The sequence below is a fragment of the Bradyrhizobium sp. Ses1 genome (assembly GCF_059512365.1).
The window spans coordinates 13,708-30,875 of record NZ_JCAMOQ010000020.1 but is presented as its reverse complement, the minus strand read 5'-3'; the positions used below and the strand labels follow the sequence as shown (position 1 = coordinate 30,875).

At 59.7% G+C, this 17,168-nt stretch carries 9 protein-coding genes; 3 read left to right on the top strand and 6 right to left on the bottom strand.

Going from position 1 to position 17,168, the window contains the following annotated elements:
* Positions 1 to 5 precede the first annotated feature (5 nt).
* The 3 genes from AC5ZG5_RS22570 to AC5ZG5_RS22560 form a co-directional block, all read right to left on the bottom strand.
* The gene (locus AC5ZG5_RS22570) at positions 6 to 1,319 is read right to left on the bottom strand and encodes a DUF5107 domain-containing protein (RefSeq protein WP_456643850.1); all 1,314 of its coding nucleotides are present in this window, start codon (positions 1,317 to 1,319) and stop codon (positions 6 to 8) included.
* Between the two features lie 166 nt (positions 1,320 to 1,485).
* The gene (locus tag AC5ZG5_RS22565) at positions 1,486 to 4,821 is read right to left on the bottom strand and encodes an adenylate/guanylate cyclase domain-containing protein (RefSeq protein ID WP_456643849.1); all 3,336 of its coding nucleotides are present in this window, start codon (positions 4,819 to 4,821) and stop codon (positions 1,486 to 1,488) included.
* Between the two features lie 400 nt (positions 4,822 to 5,221).
* Positions 5,222 to 6,064, bottom strand: coding sequence for an alpha/beta fold hydrolase (locus AC5ZG5_RS22560; protein WP_456643848.1), 843 nt, complete (start codon positions 6,062 to 6,064; stop codon positions 5,222 to 5,224).
* 299 nt (positions 6,065 to 6,363) lie between these two features.
* Here AC5ZG5_RS22560 and AC5ZG5_RS22555 point away from each other — a divergent pair, with 299 nt between their 5' ends.
* A complete protein-coding gene (locus tag AC5ZG5_RS22555; protein ID WP_456643847.1) occupies positions 6,364 to 7,974 on the top strand; it encodes a B12-binding domain-containing radical SAM protein in 1,611 nt (536 codons plus the stop codon).
* A gap of 444 nt (positions 7,975 to 8,418) precedes the next feature.
* On the top strand, positions 8,419 to 9,711 hold the full coding sequence (locus AC5ZG5_RS22550) for a patatin-like phospholipase family protein (protein ID WP_456643846.1): 1,293 nt from the start codon (positions 8,419 to 8,421) through the stop codon (positions 9,709 to 9,711).
* A gap of 68 nt (positions 9,712 to 9,779) precedes the next feature.
* On the opposite strand, the gene AC5ZG5_RS22545 is transcribed toward AC5ZG5_RS22550, so the two are convergent.
* The 3 genes from AC5ZG5_RS22545 to AC5ZG5_RS22535 form a co-directional block, all read right to left on the bottom strand.
* Positions 9,780 to 13,139: an AAA family ATPase gene (locus AC5ZG5_RS22545; protein ID WP_456643845.1), complete on the bottom strand. Its 3,360-nt coding sequence runs from the start codon at positions 13,137 to 13,139 to the stop codon at positions 9,780 to 9,782.
* Between the two features lie 326 nt (positions 13,140 to 13,465).
* Entirely contained in the window at positions 13,466 to 13,795 is a 330-nt protein-coding gene (locus AC5ZG5_RS22540; RefSeq protein WP_028168494.1) for a hypothetical protein, read from the bottom strand.
* A gap of 317 nt (positions 13,796 to 14,112) precedes the next feature.
* Complete coding sequence (locus AC5ZG5_RS22535) at positions 14,113 to 15,507, bottom strand: aminotransferase-like domain-containing protein (protein WP_456643844.1); 1,395 nt, start codon at positions 15,505 to 15,507, stop codon at positions 14,113 to 14,115.
* Between the two features lie 282 nt (positions 15,508 to 15,789).
* On the opposite strand from AC5ZG5_RS22535, the gene AC5ZG5_RS22530 reads away from it, so the two are divergent.
* Positions 15,790 to 17,094: a hydroxymethylglutaryl-CoA reductase, degradative gene (locus tag AC5ZG5_RS22530; protein ID WP_456643843.1), complete on the top strand. Its 1,305-nt coding sequence runs from the start codon at positions 15,790 to 15,792 to the stop codon at positions 17,092 to 17,094.
* The last annotated feature ends 74 nt before the right edge of the window (positions 17,095 to 17,168 follow it).

Here is a 17,168-nt window from a genome sequence, read left to right as displayed (position 1 = left end):
AGAAGTCAATTTATTGTCGCCTCGGCTGCGATCAGTTCTTTTCCATCGGTGGTCCTGATCGTCAGCTTCACCTGTTCGCCGCTGCTGCCGTCAGGGATCGTTGCCGAAATGCGATTTCCATTTTTCGGATCGGCCTTCACGATGTCGTCGAACAGTGCCGTGTCGCCGCGTTTCAACGTTACGCGGAGCGGGGCGGCCGGTTCGATGCTGAAGAACTGAACCGTGACGCTAGACGCCTTGGCCGAAAGATTGATCAGGATATTCTCATTCGCATGCGTCACGTTGCTCATGCCGACCGTCGGACTGTAGGTTTCCGGAATCGAGACTTCACCCAGCGCGGGAAAGTCAGCGCTATGGAAAAATTGGTCTGACACGCCTGCCCATAGTTCGACATACGGTCGCCACTCATTCGGCTCCTCGCGGGGATCTGTTTCGCCAGTGAACGAGGGAAATCCCCACGTCCACATTTTCAAGCCCGGCGTCAGCCTGTTGTCCGCGATGCGGATAATTCCTTCTTCGTTGTCATGGTTGATCACGCCCCAGAAATTCCCGCCCTGCATATCGGGCGCCGCGTAGGCGATGCCCATCGTCGGCCAATTCTTGAAGAAGCGCAGGTTTTCGAAGCGCCGCCTGCCCATCCCCGCGCTCTCGTCGCCATCTGCCAGATTGGCCGACCAGGCGGGCGTGCTATAAGTTCGGATCGGCGCGATGATTTCGGCGCCGGCGGTCGCTTTAGGGTTTTTCGGATCCGATCCCGGAGCGAGCGTCGTGCATGTCCAGTACTCGTACCGGATCGCCTTGTCGTGCGGATTTTTGAGCACCACGCGCGTATCGAGTGCGGTCCGGTCGGCCTTCAGTGTGACGTAGTATGTGGCTTCGATCCCGGTTGAACTCCTGAATTTGCCAGGTCGCGCGGAATAGTCGAAATTGTCTTTAAGCGACATCGCGACCGTCACTTCGCCCGTGCTCTCCTTGACCACCTCAAAGGCCCACGGCTTCAGCCACGTCTTGCCGTGCTCGGCATCCGGGAATGTCGGGAAGATGCCGCCATACACCATCAGCCAGTCGTAGTAGAAATTTCCGGCCTTGATGCCGTAGGGTACGCCGACATCCGTGCGATAGAGTTGTTCGTGGCCAGTCGGCTTGTAGATGATGGAAATAATGCGCCCGCCGAATTCGGGCACGAGTGTTACCTTCAGATATCGATTCTCGAGCACGCGCGCCCTGAACGTGCGGTCGACGATCGTGTTCTTGTCGAGCGACCCGCTGAGAAATCCGTCCTCCGCATCGGTCGCATACTTGACGGTACTCCACGTCATCGCCGTCTCTCTGAGAGACACGCTATCTGGCACCGGCGAGGCCGCACGCACGACGTGAAACGCACAGAGCGCCGAAAGTGCTGCTATTCCGAAACAAGAAAGAGCACGTAAGGGAACCCCGACCGGCATCTACGTCGCCTTTGAAGGAGCCGAAATGGCAGGCTGACTAATGCGCATGCTCGAGCAGCCCTTCGGCTTCCTTGATTTCGGGGAGATCTTGCCACCCCGCGTCGAATTCAGCGAGGACGGGAGCGAGCACCGAGGATACCGCCTCGGGCCGGCCATTTATATTGTGCAGGCGCGCAAGTCCAAGTGCGCTGCGTAGCTCGAACGTCCTTGCCTGTTGGTGTCGGGCGATTTCCAGGGCTCTGTTGAAGGCATCTTCGGCACTGGAGAGGTTCGCAGCGTCATGGCGCAACAACAGCTCACCTTGGACGCGATGCAGTTCGGCATCAAGCCAATGCTGGCCGGATTGTTGTGCCCACCCGATCAATTCCCTCACAGTTTCCAACCCGGCCTCGGGTTGGCCCGCCTCTGCATCCGCCACGGCAACATGCATCCCCCAAAACGGCTCACAGAGGTAGCAGTCATTCTCGTGCAGCAACGTCCAGCCTCGGCGCATTTCCGTGAGCCCAACCATTCGCTCGCCCGCCCGCCACTTTGCCAGGCCGTTCAGATAGGTGCCCGCGGCCACATACAACGGCATCGTATGGTCGCGCGCCAGACCCAAGGCCAGGATCGTCTCTGTTTGCTCCAACATGCCCCCGCATAGCCCGTCGAAAACCGCCCGATGAACGAGCGCATTGGCTTGAGCAAGCGCTCGCTTCTCCCCTGAGCCACTCACTGCTTCTGCAGCGAGCCGGCGTGCGCGATCGATCGCTCCAAGCGGCCAAAGCACCAGGGCAAGAAACCTCATGATAACGAACGGCAGATCGAGCGCGGACGCCCTGAACGTCGCGGGATCCGGCTCGGCACCATAGATCGCGAGTGCCTGCTCAAGATGCATTCGCGCGTTCAAGTACTCGCCGGCGAACCAGCAGGTCACTCCGCTGGTCCAGTGTGCGACAATGGCGGCTATCGGCGACTCCGGTCGCCGGTCGGCGACACCAATGATTGCATCCGCCAACTCCCGCATCGGCGCGATCTCGCCGTGAGTGAGGCATGCATTGAACAAGCCCGAATGGATCGGCGCGAGTTCGACCGGATCATTGGTATCAGCCGCGAACTGTCGGGCGCGCGTCCAAGCGGCCACCGTCTCGGGAGCGCTGTGCCCGAGGCTGCCTCGCAACGCGCGGCCATATGCGATTTGAAGATGGAGCCTGCTCAGCATCCGATCAGGCTCTTGAGGCAGTTCATCGGCAATGGCAACGGCCTTGCCCAGATGGGCAATCGCCTCGGAATAGGCCGAGCGTTTCAACGCCTGCTGGCCAGCCTTCCGCCACCACTCAAGGGCTGTCCCGCTCAACCCCGCTTGGGTGAAGTGATATGCCACGACTTCCGGCTCGGTCTCGGCCATGCCCGGAAACTGATCGCGAAGGACATCGCCAATATGCTTATGCAGCAGTTGCCGGCGGCTCTTGAGCAAGCTCTCGTAAGCCGCTTCCTGAACCAGTGCATGCTTGAAGCTGTAGCTCGCGTCGGGTGGCGTCCCGCGGCGCGACAGAAGTTCGGCCTGTTCGAGCTGCGCCAGCGCCGCGCTCAGCGTCAGCTCATCCCGCCCCGCTACACATCGCAGCAGCGTGTATGAGAAGTCGCGGCCAATGGCTGCGCCGATCTGTGCAACCTCTTTGACCGGCGCCAGCCGGTCAAGCCGCGCCATGAGCGAGTCGTGCAGCGTCGCGGGAATGGCGAGCGGTGGTAGCGGATTATCGAGCCGATAGCGCCCGGCTTCTTCCACGAGCAGCCCGGACTCCAGCACCATCTTGGTCAATTCCTCAACGAAGAGCGGGATGCCATCCGTCTGGTTGATGATCTGGGTCATCATTTCGCGCGGCACCTGTCGACCGACAGCCACCTGCTCGACCAGGGCGCGCGTGTCCTGCCGGTCAAGCCGCTCGAGCCGCAGCAGGCTGACATTGGCAAGGCCTGCCCAAGGCGGCTCGAACTCAGGCCGGAATGTCATGAGCACGAGGATTGGCAGTCCCCTGATCCGATCGACCGCGAGATCGTACAGCTCGAGCGTCGTGGCATCAGCCCAATGCATATCCTCGCAGACAATCAGCACAGGTTGCTGCCGTGCCAGGCCCTCAAGCTGGTCGAGCAGCGCGGCGAATGTCTGTCGCCGCTGCTGCGCTGGAGTGAGGCCGAGCGGCGGATAGCGCTCGCCGGTTGCGATGGAAAGAAGCGCGGCAATAAGCGGCGTCACGCTCGCCACCTGCCGCGTTCCGAGCGCCAGCATAGCCTCAAGCTTATCGAGCGTTTGCCCGGGCGTGTCTTGTGACGTGATGCCGGCTGCCCGCTCGAGCTGAGCGATGAAGGGATGAAGCGCACTGTTGGTATGGTAGGGCGAGCACTGATAGCGCACCCGGCGGTGCGACCCCAGCGCGAGGCTTTCGGCCAGCGTTGCCACAAGGCGCGATTTGCCGATTCCGGCTTCGCCGGAAATCAACACCACTTGACCCTGGCCCTGCCACGCCAGTTGCTGGCGCGAGAGCACGAATTCGATTTCTGCCTTGCGGCCGACAAAGCCGATCGAGCGCGCGGTGCGCACCGCCTCGAAGCGGCTCTCCGATGCGGCTGCACCTTCGACCGCCCAGACCGCGATCGGATCGGAGATACCCTCCACCTCGCGGTCACCGACATTGCGAAAAGTGAATAGATCGCCGAGCAACCGGCGCGTTGAAGCGGACACCACAACGACTCCTGGCTCCGCCAGGCTCTGGAGCCGGGCAGCGAGATTCGGTGTATCGCCGACCATCGCCTGCTCCTCCGACGCACCTCCGCTGATGAGGTCGCCGACCACCACAAGACCGGTCGAGATCGCGATCCGCACGTCGACCCGTTCTTCGACGCGCGTCTCGAGCTTTCCCATTGCGGCGGTGATGTCGAGGCCGGCTCGCACTGCGCGCTCCGCGTCATCCTCGTGTGCGCGGGGATAGCCGAAATAGGCGAGGATTCCATCGCCAACAAACCTGGCGATCATGCCGTCATATGCGGCGATGACCCTCGCGCAGGCAGCCCGGTAGGCTCTGATCACCTCCCACATGTCCTCGGGATCGAGGCGTGCCGAGAGCGCGGTCGAGCCCACCAGGTCGCAGAACATAACGGTGAGATGGCGTCTCTCGGCGCCATGCTGACGCGCGGACTCGGTGATGAGTTCGGCTTGATCGAGTTCGGCAATCGCACGGAGCATTTTACGGCGATGGCCGAGCAGGACTCCGAGCCTGTCGAAGTCCTCATCCTTCAGATCGGGAAGAATGCCAATATCGATCCCATTCTCGGCAAAACGCTTCGCGTATTGCCCAAGCCCAAGCTTATCAAGCCAGTCTGCAATCTGCTGCATTGGCACCACCCACCGTCTGGTTGGCGGTTAGCCGAGCTGAATTACCATGCTCCGACCACGATCTGCCTGCCGACTGATCCCGTCAAGTTTGATAGGAACGAAATGTGAGATCGCTGACAATAAGACCGAATTTTCTCTTGCCGAGGTAGAAAGAAAAACTGCCAGCGCGCCCCAGATGAGGGAGGAGGCCGGTCAGCGGGCTCAATCATATCTGTTAGTAGGTCTCGGCCCATTGGCTAAAGGTTCATGAGCGCAGGTGTGCTGAATGGGCGAACCTGAATCGGCTATGCGCAGCATCGTCGCGACCTTTCGAGAATTGGAGGGAACCTCCAGCTCAGTCCAATATCGTTGGAATGGACCGTCGCACCTCGGCGCCTGCGATCGACTGGCGCCACCGCCGTCAAGTCTTCGCAATGAACTCCTCAAGGTCATCAAAGAACCGCTGCTCAAACCCCAGCATGCGATGGGGGTGATGGCCGCACTGTTTATATTGGACCACTTCAAGATGGGGGTTGGTCGCCAGCAGACTGCCGGCGTGTTCATCCGAAAAAGCTCCTCCGAACCGCTCTTCGCCTCGGACGAGCTTTGCCGGGCACAGGAATGGTCGCTCGGTTGATATCGATGACAACGCCTCTTTCAAGCAGTCATCACGGAGACAACGCGGGTCGAGGCGCTGTATCGCGGAAGCATGGCTGAGCAAATGCCGAGCCGATATGTGGTCCTTGACCACACCTCCCAAGCGGTCAGGCCCATTCGAAAGAAACTGGACATAGGTTGTGAACGGCGGAGGCTCCTGCTGCCATTTCGTCAGCCGCAACAGCAAGAGTGAGAACAACTTCGAGAATATCGAGTTGCTCCATTCCTCCAGGCGCCCCAGGAACCACGGCGGGTCCTCAAGGAACACGGCTCGGATGTTCGGATTGGTTTGGCTGAGCACACCGGCCACGCATGCGCCCAGCGAATGCCCAACGACGATTGCCGGACGACCAATGGCCGCCAGAGCAGTCTCGGCATCGGAAACATAACCCGCAAGGTTGTAGTTCGGCGCGCGATCAGAGTAGCCGTGACCGCGGAAATCGAGCGTCCAAACGCAATATCGATTGGTCAATCGTTGCTTGGTTTCATCCCACGTATCGCGACTTACGCTTGCCCCATGCAGAAACAGGACAGGCACCGCATCCATCGGGCCATCGACTGATGCGGCAAGTCGTACATCGCCGTTCGCCAAGGTAAGGTCGGTCATGCATTATGCTCCGCGATGCGGATCGTGGACGGCAGATTGCCGCAGGAGAGTGCGAGTTCCAAAATTGAGCCTCAAGAGCTGCTGTATCAATCCTGCGCGAACACAAAAATCGCTCAATTGCGTGCCATTTCTGCCACGTCCTTGGAAAAAGGACCGTACCAATTGCTGGCTCCGGAGCTGGTTGTTGCACCCGTAAGAATCATCAGCTTAGCTCTAGTACGCCCCTGCCGGGGCTAGGTTCGTTCGTAAGGGAATGGACCGAGACATGGGCTATCTTAGGACACGCCATCTTAGGACACATGGACACGCAGCCCCCGTGCAACGTCCTTATGCTCTATCCGCGCTTCGTTGCGGACTCGTTCTGGAGCTTTGGCGAATCCTGCAAGTTGATGGGCGTTCGCCGCCCCGCGGCTCCCCTCGGCCTGATTTCCGTCGCCGCGATGTTGCCGGTCCACTGGACGGTGCGCCTGGTCGACTGCAATACGGCATCGCTCACGGACGATGATCTTGCCTGGGCTGACGTCGTCTTCACGGGCGGCATGTTGCCGCAACAGGCTGACACGCTGCGGCTGATCGAGCTTTGTCGCTCACAGGACAAGCCGGTGGTCGTCGGTGGCCCCGACCCGACGTCCAGTCCGCACATCTATGCCACAGCCGACTTTCAGGTGCTCGGCGAGGCCGAGGGTGTTATTGGCGAGTTCATTGCGGCTTGGGAGAGCGGTGCCCGGTCGGGTGTGTTCACAGCGCCCAAGTTCCAGGCCGACGTCACCAAGACGCCGGTGCCGCGCTTCGACCTGCTCAATTTTGAAGACTATCTTTATCTCGGTGTGCAGTATTCGCGCGGCTGCCCCTTCACCTGCGAGTTTTGCGATATCATCGAACTGTACGGACGGGTGCCGCGGAGCAAGACGACCCCGCAGATGCTTGCCGAGCTCGATGCGCTCTACGAGATGGGATATCGCGGCCATCTCGACTTCGTCGACGATAACTTCATCGGCAACAAGAAGTCGCTCAAGCTGTTTCTTCCGGAACTCGCGGCCTGGCAGCGCGCGCACGATTATCCGTTCGAGTTCTCGACGGAAGCCTCGATCAATCTGGCCGATGATCGGGAACTCCTGGAGATGATGGCCGCGGCCAACTTCTTCGGCATTTTTGTCGGCATCGAAAGCCCGGACCCGGCGACGCTGGCCGCGACCAAGAAGAAGCAGAACACAAGGCGCGATATCGCGGAGAGCATTCACAGGATATACGGCGCTGGGATGCTCGTCACCGCGGGCTTCATCGTGGGCTTCGATAGCGAGAAAGTCTCGATCGCGGACGCCATGGTCGACTTCATCGAGGAGGCCGCCATCCCCGTCTGCATGGTTGGCCTGCTCTATGCCTTGCCGAACACGCAGCTCACGCGTCGTCTTGCCCGCGAGGGGCGGCTGCACCCCAATCACGATATGGGGCCAACCATTGGCGGCGATCAGTGCACCGACGGCATCAATTTCGATCCGACGCGCCCGTTGCGCGACATCCTGATGGACTACAGACAGATTTTGGAGAGCGTCTATCATCCTGCCGCATATGCCAGGCGTGTCGACCGGTTGATGACGATGCTCGACCGTTCGAGGCAACGTCAGGAACTGCCCGTCGGTGATGTCCGTGCCAAGGTGCGGGCGCTGGAGACCGTGCATCGCGTGGTCACCGCCATTCCCGAAGCGCACGATCCGTTTTGGCGAACCTTCCTCAACAGCGCCAAGCGAGACTCGTCCTCGGCGCGGATCGCGGTGGCCATGATTGCGGCCTACGCGCATCTTGGGCCTTTTTCGCGCCAGGTCATCAGCGCCATCGATCGTCGTCTGGCCATTCTGGATGGGCCACCAAATTCGACGGCTAACATCGCGATGGCTGCGAACAGAGCCTAACGCCAACGGGAAATGGCGTGATATTTTCGAATGACACGTTCTAGTTTTGGTTGTGTCAAGCGAAAAACGCAGGTAGTTTTACCAGAACATTTTGCAGCGGGTTCACCAGACATTGAGGTGCCCCATCTGTTTCAGTTTCGAGCCAACTGCGGAAGCCGCGATTGGATTATAGGTACTGCGTACTATCGTCAGCGATAAATATCTTGCGTGAACCGGTTCACAGATGGATGGGCCAGAGCGCGATACGCTAATCACGGCTCCTGCCCGGCGTGCGCCAGTGCGATCAGCATATTCGAGAAAGCGTCGAACATCGACGTCCACCGCTTCGTCGCACACATTCGCAATTCTGGATCTATGAGCCTATCCAAGAACGACTAGTCTCTTCACGCAATTCAGAAATTTGATCGGAGAATAAGCCACACGATAAATTAGATGGAGGAACCAATGGTGAAGAGAGCGATAGCGCTCGGCGGTGGCGGTCCGGCAGCAGGGCTGCACATTGGGGTTCTGGAAGCTCTTGCCGACGCAGATATAACCTTTGATGTGTGGGCATTGTCCTGCATCGGCGCTTGGGTTGGGATCGTCTATAATCAGTTTGATCGAGTTGCGAATAAAGATAGGGCGGAAAAGACCTATCAATTCTTCAAGAATGGCGTGTTTCGGGACGATGAAAGCTATAGGCGCTTTCCCATAAACACCGTGTTCGGTCCGGATTGGGAGAGCATTGGCAAGGCGGTAACCAACTTCGTCACAGATCCCAATACCTACAAGGATTTATGGAGCCCATCCAGCATCATGAATGCCTACAGGGAGTCCATGTCGCTCTGGTTCGATCGACAGCCTGGCACGGACGGCGGGAAGAAGCTCGCGAACCTGGACAGTGGAGACATCAACGGATGGATTCTCAATCAGGTGCTGGCACCTAATCCTGTCGTTCGTTATCTCACGTCCATGATGTATCTGTCCCATGTCACTGGCCTTTCCAGGATCAACTATCCGCACAGCCAGTTCATGAAGAGCATCAATTTCGAGGCGCTGAAAAAGCCTGAAACGCCATGCATATTTCACAACGCCTGGAATCTTGACGCGCATAAGCTCGCGTTGTTCTCCAACCGTCCAATGATCCAGAAAGCCGACGAGAAGGAGTACAAGGGGCCTATCAGCGCATCCAGCCTATGTGCGTGTTCGGCCCTTCCGTTCGTCGAAGAAACCGTACGGATCGACGGGGTTACATACTGCGAAGGAGCGCTCGTCGACACGGTCAACTTCGAGAGCTTGCTCGAGGAGCACGATAAGCCAGACGATCCTCTGCACGAAATATGGGTGAGCAGGATCGTCGATGCCAAGCAAGTCCGCAAACCGCAAAACCTTCACGATGCCCTGGCAAATCTCTGTCAATTGTTCGCAGCGACCGTTGGCGAAGATGACGTCAGGCTGTTCAAATACCACGTGCGGTACGACCCACCAAAATCCGGGAACAAGAAGTGGGAAGGCACCCTCGTCGAGATTCGGGTGCCGGGGCACATCAGCTTCAAATGGAATCACAGCAATCTGGATATGGGGCGAAAGTTGGGGAAGGTTGCTACGGAACAAGCAATCAAAGCATACAACAAACACCAAGGACTTCCGGCGCATGCCGGGCCACATTTCATAAATGAGGATCCGAAGAAGAACGACCCGCAGGGGTGGGGGGAGGTGCTGGATACGTATCATGATTGTCAAAAGCGAGCGGCTTAACGCCACGGTAAAGCAGCTTCACGGCCGACTTTCAGAGCCAGGCCACGATATCTGCAGTTCGAGCAGAATTACCGCAGTCGGTCGAGCAATGCCTTTGCTTGCCTGAGATCCTGCGTATCAAGGCCCTCGGTGAACCAGGCGTAGATGGGCGCGAGCAGCTCGAGCGCTTTCTCGCGCCTGCCCTGATCGATCCACAAGGCGGCAAGGTCTACGGCAACTCGAAGTTCGAGGGCCTTGGCGTGCTGGCTCCTTGCAATTGTCAGTGCGTGATCGAGCATTGATTGCGCCTCGGTACCTGCTTCCGGCACGCCATGGAAGAGCAACACGCGCGCTTTCAGTCGATACAGTTCGGCCTCAAATATCCGTTCGCTGTTACGGCTGGTTGTCGCGAGACCCTGCTCGATAAGCTCCAGCGCAGCTTCGCGTTGATGGCTCGACAACAAGGCCGGGCACAGCAGTACGTATAGTGCTGTGATGCCGAGCTGATAGCCCGCGCTGCGATGTTCTTTCATCGCAGTCTGGATTTCTGCGAGCGCGGCGGACGAAGGATCAAGAAAAGTGGCGCTTATCCCGCGGACGGCGCGCGCCAATCCTCGCCATTGCCGGAATCCATGTTCCTCCGACAAGGCGAGACACCGTTCGGCATAGCGCTGTGCAGTCAGGAACTCGCCCCGAAGAGCGTGGAGAATGGACGCATAATAACATCCATAGGCCTGCGAATGGGGATGATTGATGGCGTCGGCACGCTGAATGGCTGCATTCAGGCGTGCGAGTGCCGTATCGGCGCGGCCCAGCAGCCAGAGTGCCCATGACATCAGAGCAAGGTCGGCCACGCCCGCATCCTGGCCGGCGGCGCGTGCCGCCAATCTGTCCTGCTCGCTGCTCGTCTCGAAGGCTTCAAAGGCCCGTTCGATTACATCGTGAGCGCCCGTGAGATGTCCCATGAACAGACGAATCATCCCTTGCCCGCGCATCGCGTTGAGCAATGTCGGTCGATCGCCGCGCGCCTCCGCGAGATTGAGCAGCGCCGAGATCATTTCCTCGGCGGCCGGCAACTCACCACGCATAACGCTCGCGGTGGTCAACCAAAACATGATTTGTAGTTCCTCGGGGGGATCTCCGAGGCGCTGGCACAACTCGCGCGCACGGGCGAAGGTCGCCACCGCGTGTGGCGAAGTCGGCCCTTCGGTGGCGATCAGGCATGGTCCCAGCGCGAATTGGAAATCAAGCTCCCGCCTGTCCTTCGGTGCGCCGTCGGCGGAATGGGCCAAGACCTCGATGCCTTTGCGCAAGTGCGCGATGGCTTCGAGGTTGGCGGAGCGCATGGCCGCCTTCTTGCCTGCCTGGAGCCAGTATTCTCCTGCCTTTTCGAACAGTCCCGCCTCCGTAAGGTGGAGTGCGAGCGTCTCGGGTTGAGTCTCCACGATTTCCGGGAACCGTTGCTCGAAGACGTCTGCGATGGTGGCATGTAGTGCCGCGCGTCGGCTCTTCAGAAGTCCCGCTTCGGCAGCGTCCCGCACCAGCGCATGCTTGAAGCTGTAGACCGCGCGAGGTATCTCGCCTCGGCAGAATATCAACTCCGCCCGAACCAACTGGGCAAGCGCCTCCTCGAGCCTCTGCCTTGGCAACCCGGTAACGGCCCTCAGCAGTTCGTAAGAGAATTCGCGCCCCAAAACTGCTCCGATCTGAGCCACGTCCTTCACCGGGGCCAATCGATCGAGTCTGGCCATCAGCGATGCGTTCAATGTCGTTGGAATCGCCATCGAGGGAAGCGGACGGCTGAGCATGTAATGGTCGTCCCGTTCCTGCAACAGCCCGGTTTCGAGCACGGCCTTGGTCAGTTCCTCGACGAACAGGGGCACGCCATCGGTCCGGGAGAGGATTTGGTCCATGACCTCCTCCGGGAGCGTCTTGCCGGCCGTGATGCGCTCGACCAATACCGCCCCGTTGCGTCGGTTCAGCCGTGTGAGCGAGACCGTCGTCACATGCGCATGACCAGGCCAGGGCGGCGTGAACTCCGGTCTGGCGGTGATCAGCAGCAGCACGCGAAGCCGCGGCATCCTTTCCAGTGTAACCGCAAGCAACTCGAGCGAAGTCGGGTCCGCCCAATGGGCATCCTCAAAGAGGACAAACACTGGCTGCCGCGCCGCCAATGCGTCGAGCTGAGCCAGGAGCGCCGCCAGCGTCATCTCCTTGCGCTTCTGCGGGCTCAGCTCGGGCAGGCGGTAGCGGCCGCTGAGCGGCAGCGACAGCAGGTTGGCCAGAGCTGGCACCACACGGTCTGCGTCTGCGCCAGAGCGCAAGAGCAGAGCTTCAAGCTTGGCAAACTTCTCCGTCGGCGTCTCGCCTCGCTCGAACCGGGCAGCACGTTCGAGGTTGGCGATGAATGGATACAGCGCACTGTTGGCGTGGTGCGCCGAGCAGAAATGGCGCACGGTAATGTGTGGTTCGGTCCGGAGCCGCTCTTGAAGCGCCAGCGCGATGTGCGACTTACCGATACCCGGCTCTCCAGTTAGAACCACCACGCAGCCTTCGCCTGACGCGGCGTGCTGCCAGCGCCGCAACAGCAGCTCAATCTCCTCGTCACGCCCGATGAGTGGCGTCAATCGAGTCTTGCGCTGCGCCTCGAAGCGGCTTTGCACTCGGCTTATCCCGAGCACCTGCCAGGCAGGTACTGGCTCCGCCCATCCCTTGAGCGCGATCGAGCCGAGATCGCGATATTCGAAATATCCGGCGGTGAGCTGGTGCGTACTCTCGGAAATCAGCACCGTACCGGGTTCGGCGAACTGCTGCAGGCGAGCAGCCAGGTTCGGTGTCTCACCAATGACCGCCTGCTCTTTGGCGGCACCTTCGCCGGTCAGATCGCCCACGACGACCATGCCGGTGGCGATGCCAACGCGGACCTGCAGCTTGGTGCCGATGTCTGTCTGCAGGTTGGCCACGGCATCGACCAGCGCCAGCCCCGCGCGTGTCGCCTGTTCGGCATCGTCCTCGTGCGCCTGGGGATAGCCGAAATAGGCCAGCACGCCATCCCCCATGTACCGCGCGATGACGCCCTCATTCCGGGTGATCACCTCCGCGATGCAGTCGTGATAGGCGCTGATGACCGAGCGCAAGTCCTCCGGATCCAGTCGGGCCGAAAGTGCCGACGAATCCACCAGATCGCAAAACATGACCGTGAGTTGACGCCGCTCGGCGCTGTCCCGCGGCGCCGGTTTGACGCCCGTTCGGGCCGTTACAGGGACTTCATTCTTGAGTTCTGCAATCGCGCGCAGAATTTTGCGCCGGTGGCCCAGCAGGACGCCGAGATCCTTGAGGTCCTGCTCCGTGAGATCGCTGACGACCGAGAGGTCGATCGCGTTCTCGGCGAAACGCTGGGCGTACTCTCCCAAGCCGATCGATGCTAGCCACTCTGCAATACCCGTCATGGCATACCTATGGCCTCTGCTATGAGAATAGCACATCGGAGAGGGCTGCGAAGGCACATCTGTCGACGGAAGCCCCGATCGCCGGACTTCTCGGCCAGTTTAACGCAGTGGCCTGGGCGAATGGTGGACCTGCAAAGCGATGTCTGTGAGGGCAACAGGCGAGATTGAGGTCGCCGCCGCTCCGCAACTACTTCAGGAGGCGCGGCGGCAGCACAGTGTCGCGGTGGTAGAGCGTGCCGATATGCCAGGGACACGCGATCCCGTCATAGTCCGGCGTGAAGCCGTGTCCGGACCATGGCGACTGGCGGCGCAGCTATCCGTACGGATCACCTTCGCCGAGGCGGCAAGCCTCGATGCCAGATTGTCCCATTGTCGAACTGAATGAGCATGCCATCCGGAGAATAGACCGCGCCTTCGTTGAAGGCATCAATCCAGATCCGGCTCGCCGGCGAAAACAAGTCTGGCCATGCGCGTGCAGGCACGCCTGACTCGGTCAGAAGATTCAAGTCATATCCGTTCTGCGTGACATGGGCAGGCAGACTTCCTCGACATTTGTCGACGCACGTATAGATGCCGGTCAGATTGATCGATTGAGCCGATGCGCTGGGAGCCGCGAGCGCGGCCAGCACGCCGATGACCAACGATAGACGTTTCATAGGACTCTCTCTTCGAAGGGTCGGGCGGACGTGGAAGGGGCGCCGTCCTGATGGGAAATTGCGCGAAGGGCCCCGCACGCGCTATGCACTTTCGGCAGGTTGATTAGGTATGCGCGGTTGACCTGCGCAGCAGCGACCTCGGCCGGGCTTAAACTCACGTCATCTGACTGGCCGAATCTGCATAGTCAGAGGGGGCCGGGTTAGGCTGCATTTCAAAAGGCGCGGCGTTTGCTGGGAAGACACGAGCCCGCGGTGGGAGCGTCGTGTCGAAGGCGGCCATGAATTCCACTCCGCCGTCGTGCTCGTGCTTTTCACGCCTATCGCATTCGGCGCAACAAAAACTCGTAAAATTGCGGATTGTCGGCCCGCGAAACATTGATCCTTATCGCTTTGGCCAGAGAGCTATTTTTATCCAGGCAGAATAAACTTCCAGGCGCGATAAAGATGCTTTCCTTTGCTCCCTCGCGCGCAAGCTTCATGTCGTCCACGCCTTCTGGAAGCAAGAGATAAAGATAATATCCCGTCTTGGTCCCAGAATAGATCTGGTGGCCTGCTCGCAATAGATCGGCTTCGACCCGGCTCAAAGCAGCTTCGGTCCGCTGCCCCAGTCGCTTCAAGTGTCTGTCGTAGTGGCCATCCGCGAGCAATCGATGGAGCAGTCGTTCGACATGCCCCGAGCTGTTTACAGTGGTGAGCATCTTGAGTTCTGCAAGCGTCGCGATGCGGTCGCTGCGGGCGGCGATGAAGCCGGATCGCAGGCTGGCCGACAGAGTCTTCGAAAATGTTCCAATCGATATGACGTTGTTCAGCTGGTCCAGCGTGGCCAATCTGTTGTTGGCAGTCGTCGGAAGGTCGACGAACGGATCGTCTTCGACGATAACGAGGTTGGATCGCGTCGCCGTCTTGAGGATGGCGTGCGCAACAGGAAGAGTTATTGAACCTCCGGTTGGATTATGACCGAGCGACTGCGTGAAGAACAACTTCGGGCGCTCCGTTTGTATCTTGGCTGCGAGGTCGTCGACGTCGGGGCCATCAGGCATGCGTCGAACGCCCACGATCCGAGCCTGCGCAAGCGTGAGCTTTGCGAACAGGGGATAGTAGCCTGGTTCGTCGACCAGAACGGTGTCACCAGGAGACAACATCGCTCGGATGATCAAATCGAGCGCATGGTTGGCTCCGAACGTGAGCAGCAGGTTGTCCTCCTTGCTCGCAATCTGTTGCGCCCTTAGCCGCAAGGCGATCTGCTGCCTGAGCGGCAAGAAACCAAGCGCGGACCCGTAAGCGTCGGCGTCGGCCGGCAGCATCCGTCCATTACTGCTTAGGTATCTCTTGATCTCCGAGTGCTCTGTCCACGATGCAGGTGGTCTTCCATCTCCAACGCGTATTTCGAAGTTCTGCGAGAGTTGGGCGTTCAGCAGCGAGGCGATGTCGACTGCTTCCGTGACGTGCCTTGGCCTTCCGTCAGCACCTCCGCGAAATGTAATGACGAAACCAGATCCCGCCTTTGCAGTAACCAGGTTGTCCAGCACCAGTCGGTCATACGCTTCGACAATGGTGTTTTTGGAAACGCCAAATTCTGCGGCGGCTTTTCTGATCGAAGGCAGACGGCTGCCTTCTGGCAAAGCACCGGAAAGTATCTGCACGCGCAATCGATTGGCTAACCCGCTGGCGAGCGTCGCTCCGCGTTCGCGGTCATAATGTGCAGGCGCCACGCAATGCCTCCTGGCGGGTACGGTGCCGGACAATTCTTTAATAGTGTACCTCGGCTTTACAGTAACAAGATGAGCTCTAACGGTTCAATGGCAAGCTCGCACAGCAGGAGCCGCCTCCAATCCAGATAACCGGGTGCGCATATGGCCGCGCCAGCTACGTGGACCCTCGGTCTCTCGGAAGGGTACAGTTACGGACAATATTTTGGAATTGTCCCTTTTGATCGCAGTGCGATGGTGCCTAACGTCGCGGCAATCGAAAAACTCTCGATGGGAGGCGCGGCGATGGCCGGAGTGGAAGAACAGCCCAGAAATATCAACTCGCGTTTGGAAAACCTGCGCAACCTCGCGCCCGCCGAGAGGATGGGGCGCGTTGCCAAAGCGACATCGCTGGGTGACGCCGAGAGAGCCGCCTTCAACGCCGGCGCACTGCCGATCGCGCTCGCCAATGGCATGATCGAGAACGTCATCGGTACGTTCGAATTGCCGATCGGCATCGCCACCAATTTCGCCGTGAACGGTCGTGACTATCTCGTTCCGATGGCGATCGAAGAGCCTTCGGTGGTCGCAGCGGCGTCGTATATGGCGCGGATAGTCCGCAAATGCGGTGGCTTCCAGACGTCGAGTTCTGCGCCAATGATGCGGGCGCAGGTGCAGGTGCTGGGTGTGACCGATGTGTACGGCGCTCGCGCAAGGGTGTTGAAGGAGCGCACAGCGATCATCGCTGCAGCCAATAGCAGAGACAAGGTTCTGATTTCGCTTGGGGGCGGATGTCGCGACATTGAAGTTCATGTCTTTGAGCACACCCCAGTGGGACCGATGCTCGCCGTACATCTCATCGTCGATGTTCGCGACGCGATGGGAGCCAACACGGTCAATACGATGGCGGAGACGGTTGCTCCGATCATCGAAAAGATCACGGGCGGCACGGTCCGCCTCCGTATTCTTTCGAACTACGCGGATCTGCGCATCGCCCGAGCCATGGTGTCCGTGACATCAGATGCGCTCCAGACCGACGAGTACAGCGGCGAGCGTGTCGCACGAGGCATCGTCGAGGCTTGTGCGTTCGCGATCGTCGATCCCTACCGGGCAGCAACACACAACAAAGGCATCATGAACGGCATCGATCCGGTTGTTGTGGCCACCGGCAATGACTGGCGGGCGATCGAGGCCGGTGCCCATGTCTGGGCAGCCCGGTCCGGCCGCTATACGTCGCTTTCCAACTGGGAGCTTGACGGCAATGGCAATCTCGTCGGCACGCTCGAAATGCCGATGGCGCTCGGCCTGGTGGGCGGCGCCACCAAGACCCATCCTGCCGCTCGGGCCGCGTTAAAGATACTGGGCGTTCAGAGTGCTCAGGAGCTGGCGGAGGTCACCGTCGCCGTCGGGCTGGCTCAGAACATGGGGGCCCTTCGAGCGCTCGCGACTGAAGGAATCCAGAAGGGGCACATGGCGCTTCACGCCAGAAACATCGCGATCGTTGCCGGAGCTGCCGGCGATGAGATCGAGAAGGTCGCCGCCGCGCTTGCAGCCGATCACGATGTTCGTGTCGACCGCGCCAAGGACGTTCTCGAGAAGCTGCGTTCGTAAAACGTTAAAACCATGCACGCCACTTTGTGCAGGCATTATGCCGCCTCGACGAGCGGGCATGAAAATGTACCTTC

Coding starts and splice junctions, on each gene's coding strand:
- AC5ZG5_RS22570 (WP_456643850.1), bottom strand. CDS start 1,319: ATGACGTGGAGTACCGTCAAGTATGCGACCGATGCGGAGGACGGATTT.
- AC5ZG5_RS22565 (WP_456643849.1), bottom strand. CDS start 4,821: ATGCAGCAGATTGCAGACTGGCTTGATAAGCTTGGGCTTGGGCAATAC.
- AC5ZG5_RS22560 (WP_456643848.1), bottom strand. CDS start 6,064: ATGACCGACCTTACCTTGGCGAACGGCGATGTACGACTTGCCGCATCA.
- AC5ZG5_RS22555 (WP_456643847.1), top strand. CDS start 6,364: ATGGACACGCAGCCCCCGTGCAACGTCCTTATGCTCTATCCGCGCTTC.
- AC5ZG5_RS22550 (WP_456643846.1), top strand. CDS start 8,419: ATGGTGAAGAGAGCGATAGCGCTCGGCGGTGGCGGTCCGGCAGCAGGG.
- AC5ZG5_RS22545 (WP_456643845.1), bottom strand. CDS start 13,139: ATGACGGGTATTGCAGAGTGGCTAGCATCGATCGGCTTGGGAGAGTAC.
- AC5ZG5_RS22540 (WP_028168494.1), bottom strand. CDS start 13,795: ATGAAACGTCTATCGTTGGTCATCGGCGTGCTGGCCGCGCTCGCGGCT.
- AC5ZG5_RS22530 (WP_456643843.1), top strand. CDS start 15,790: ATGGCCGGAGTGGAAGAACAGCCCAGAAATATCAACTCGCGTTTGGAA.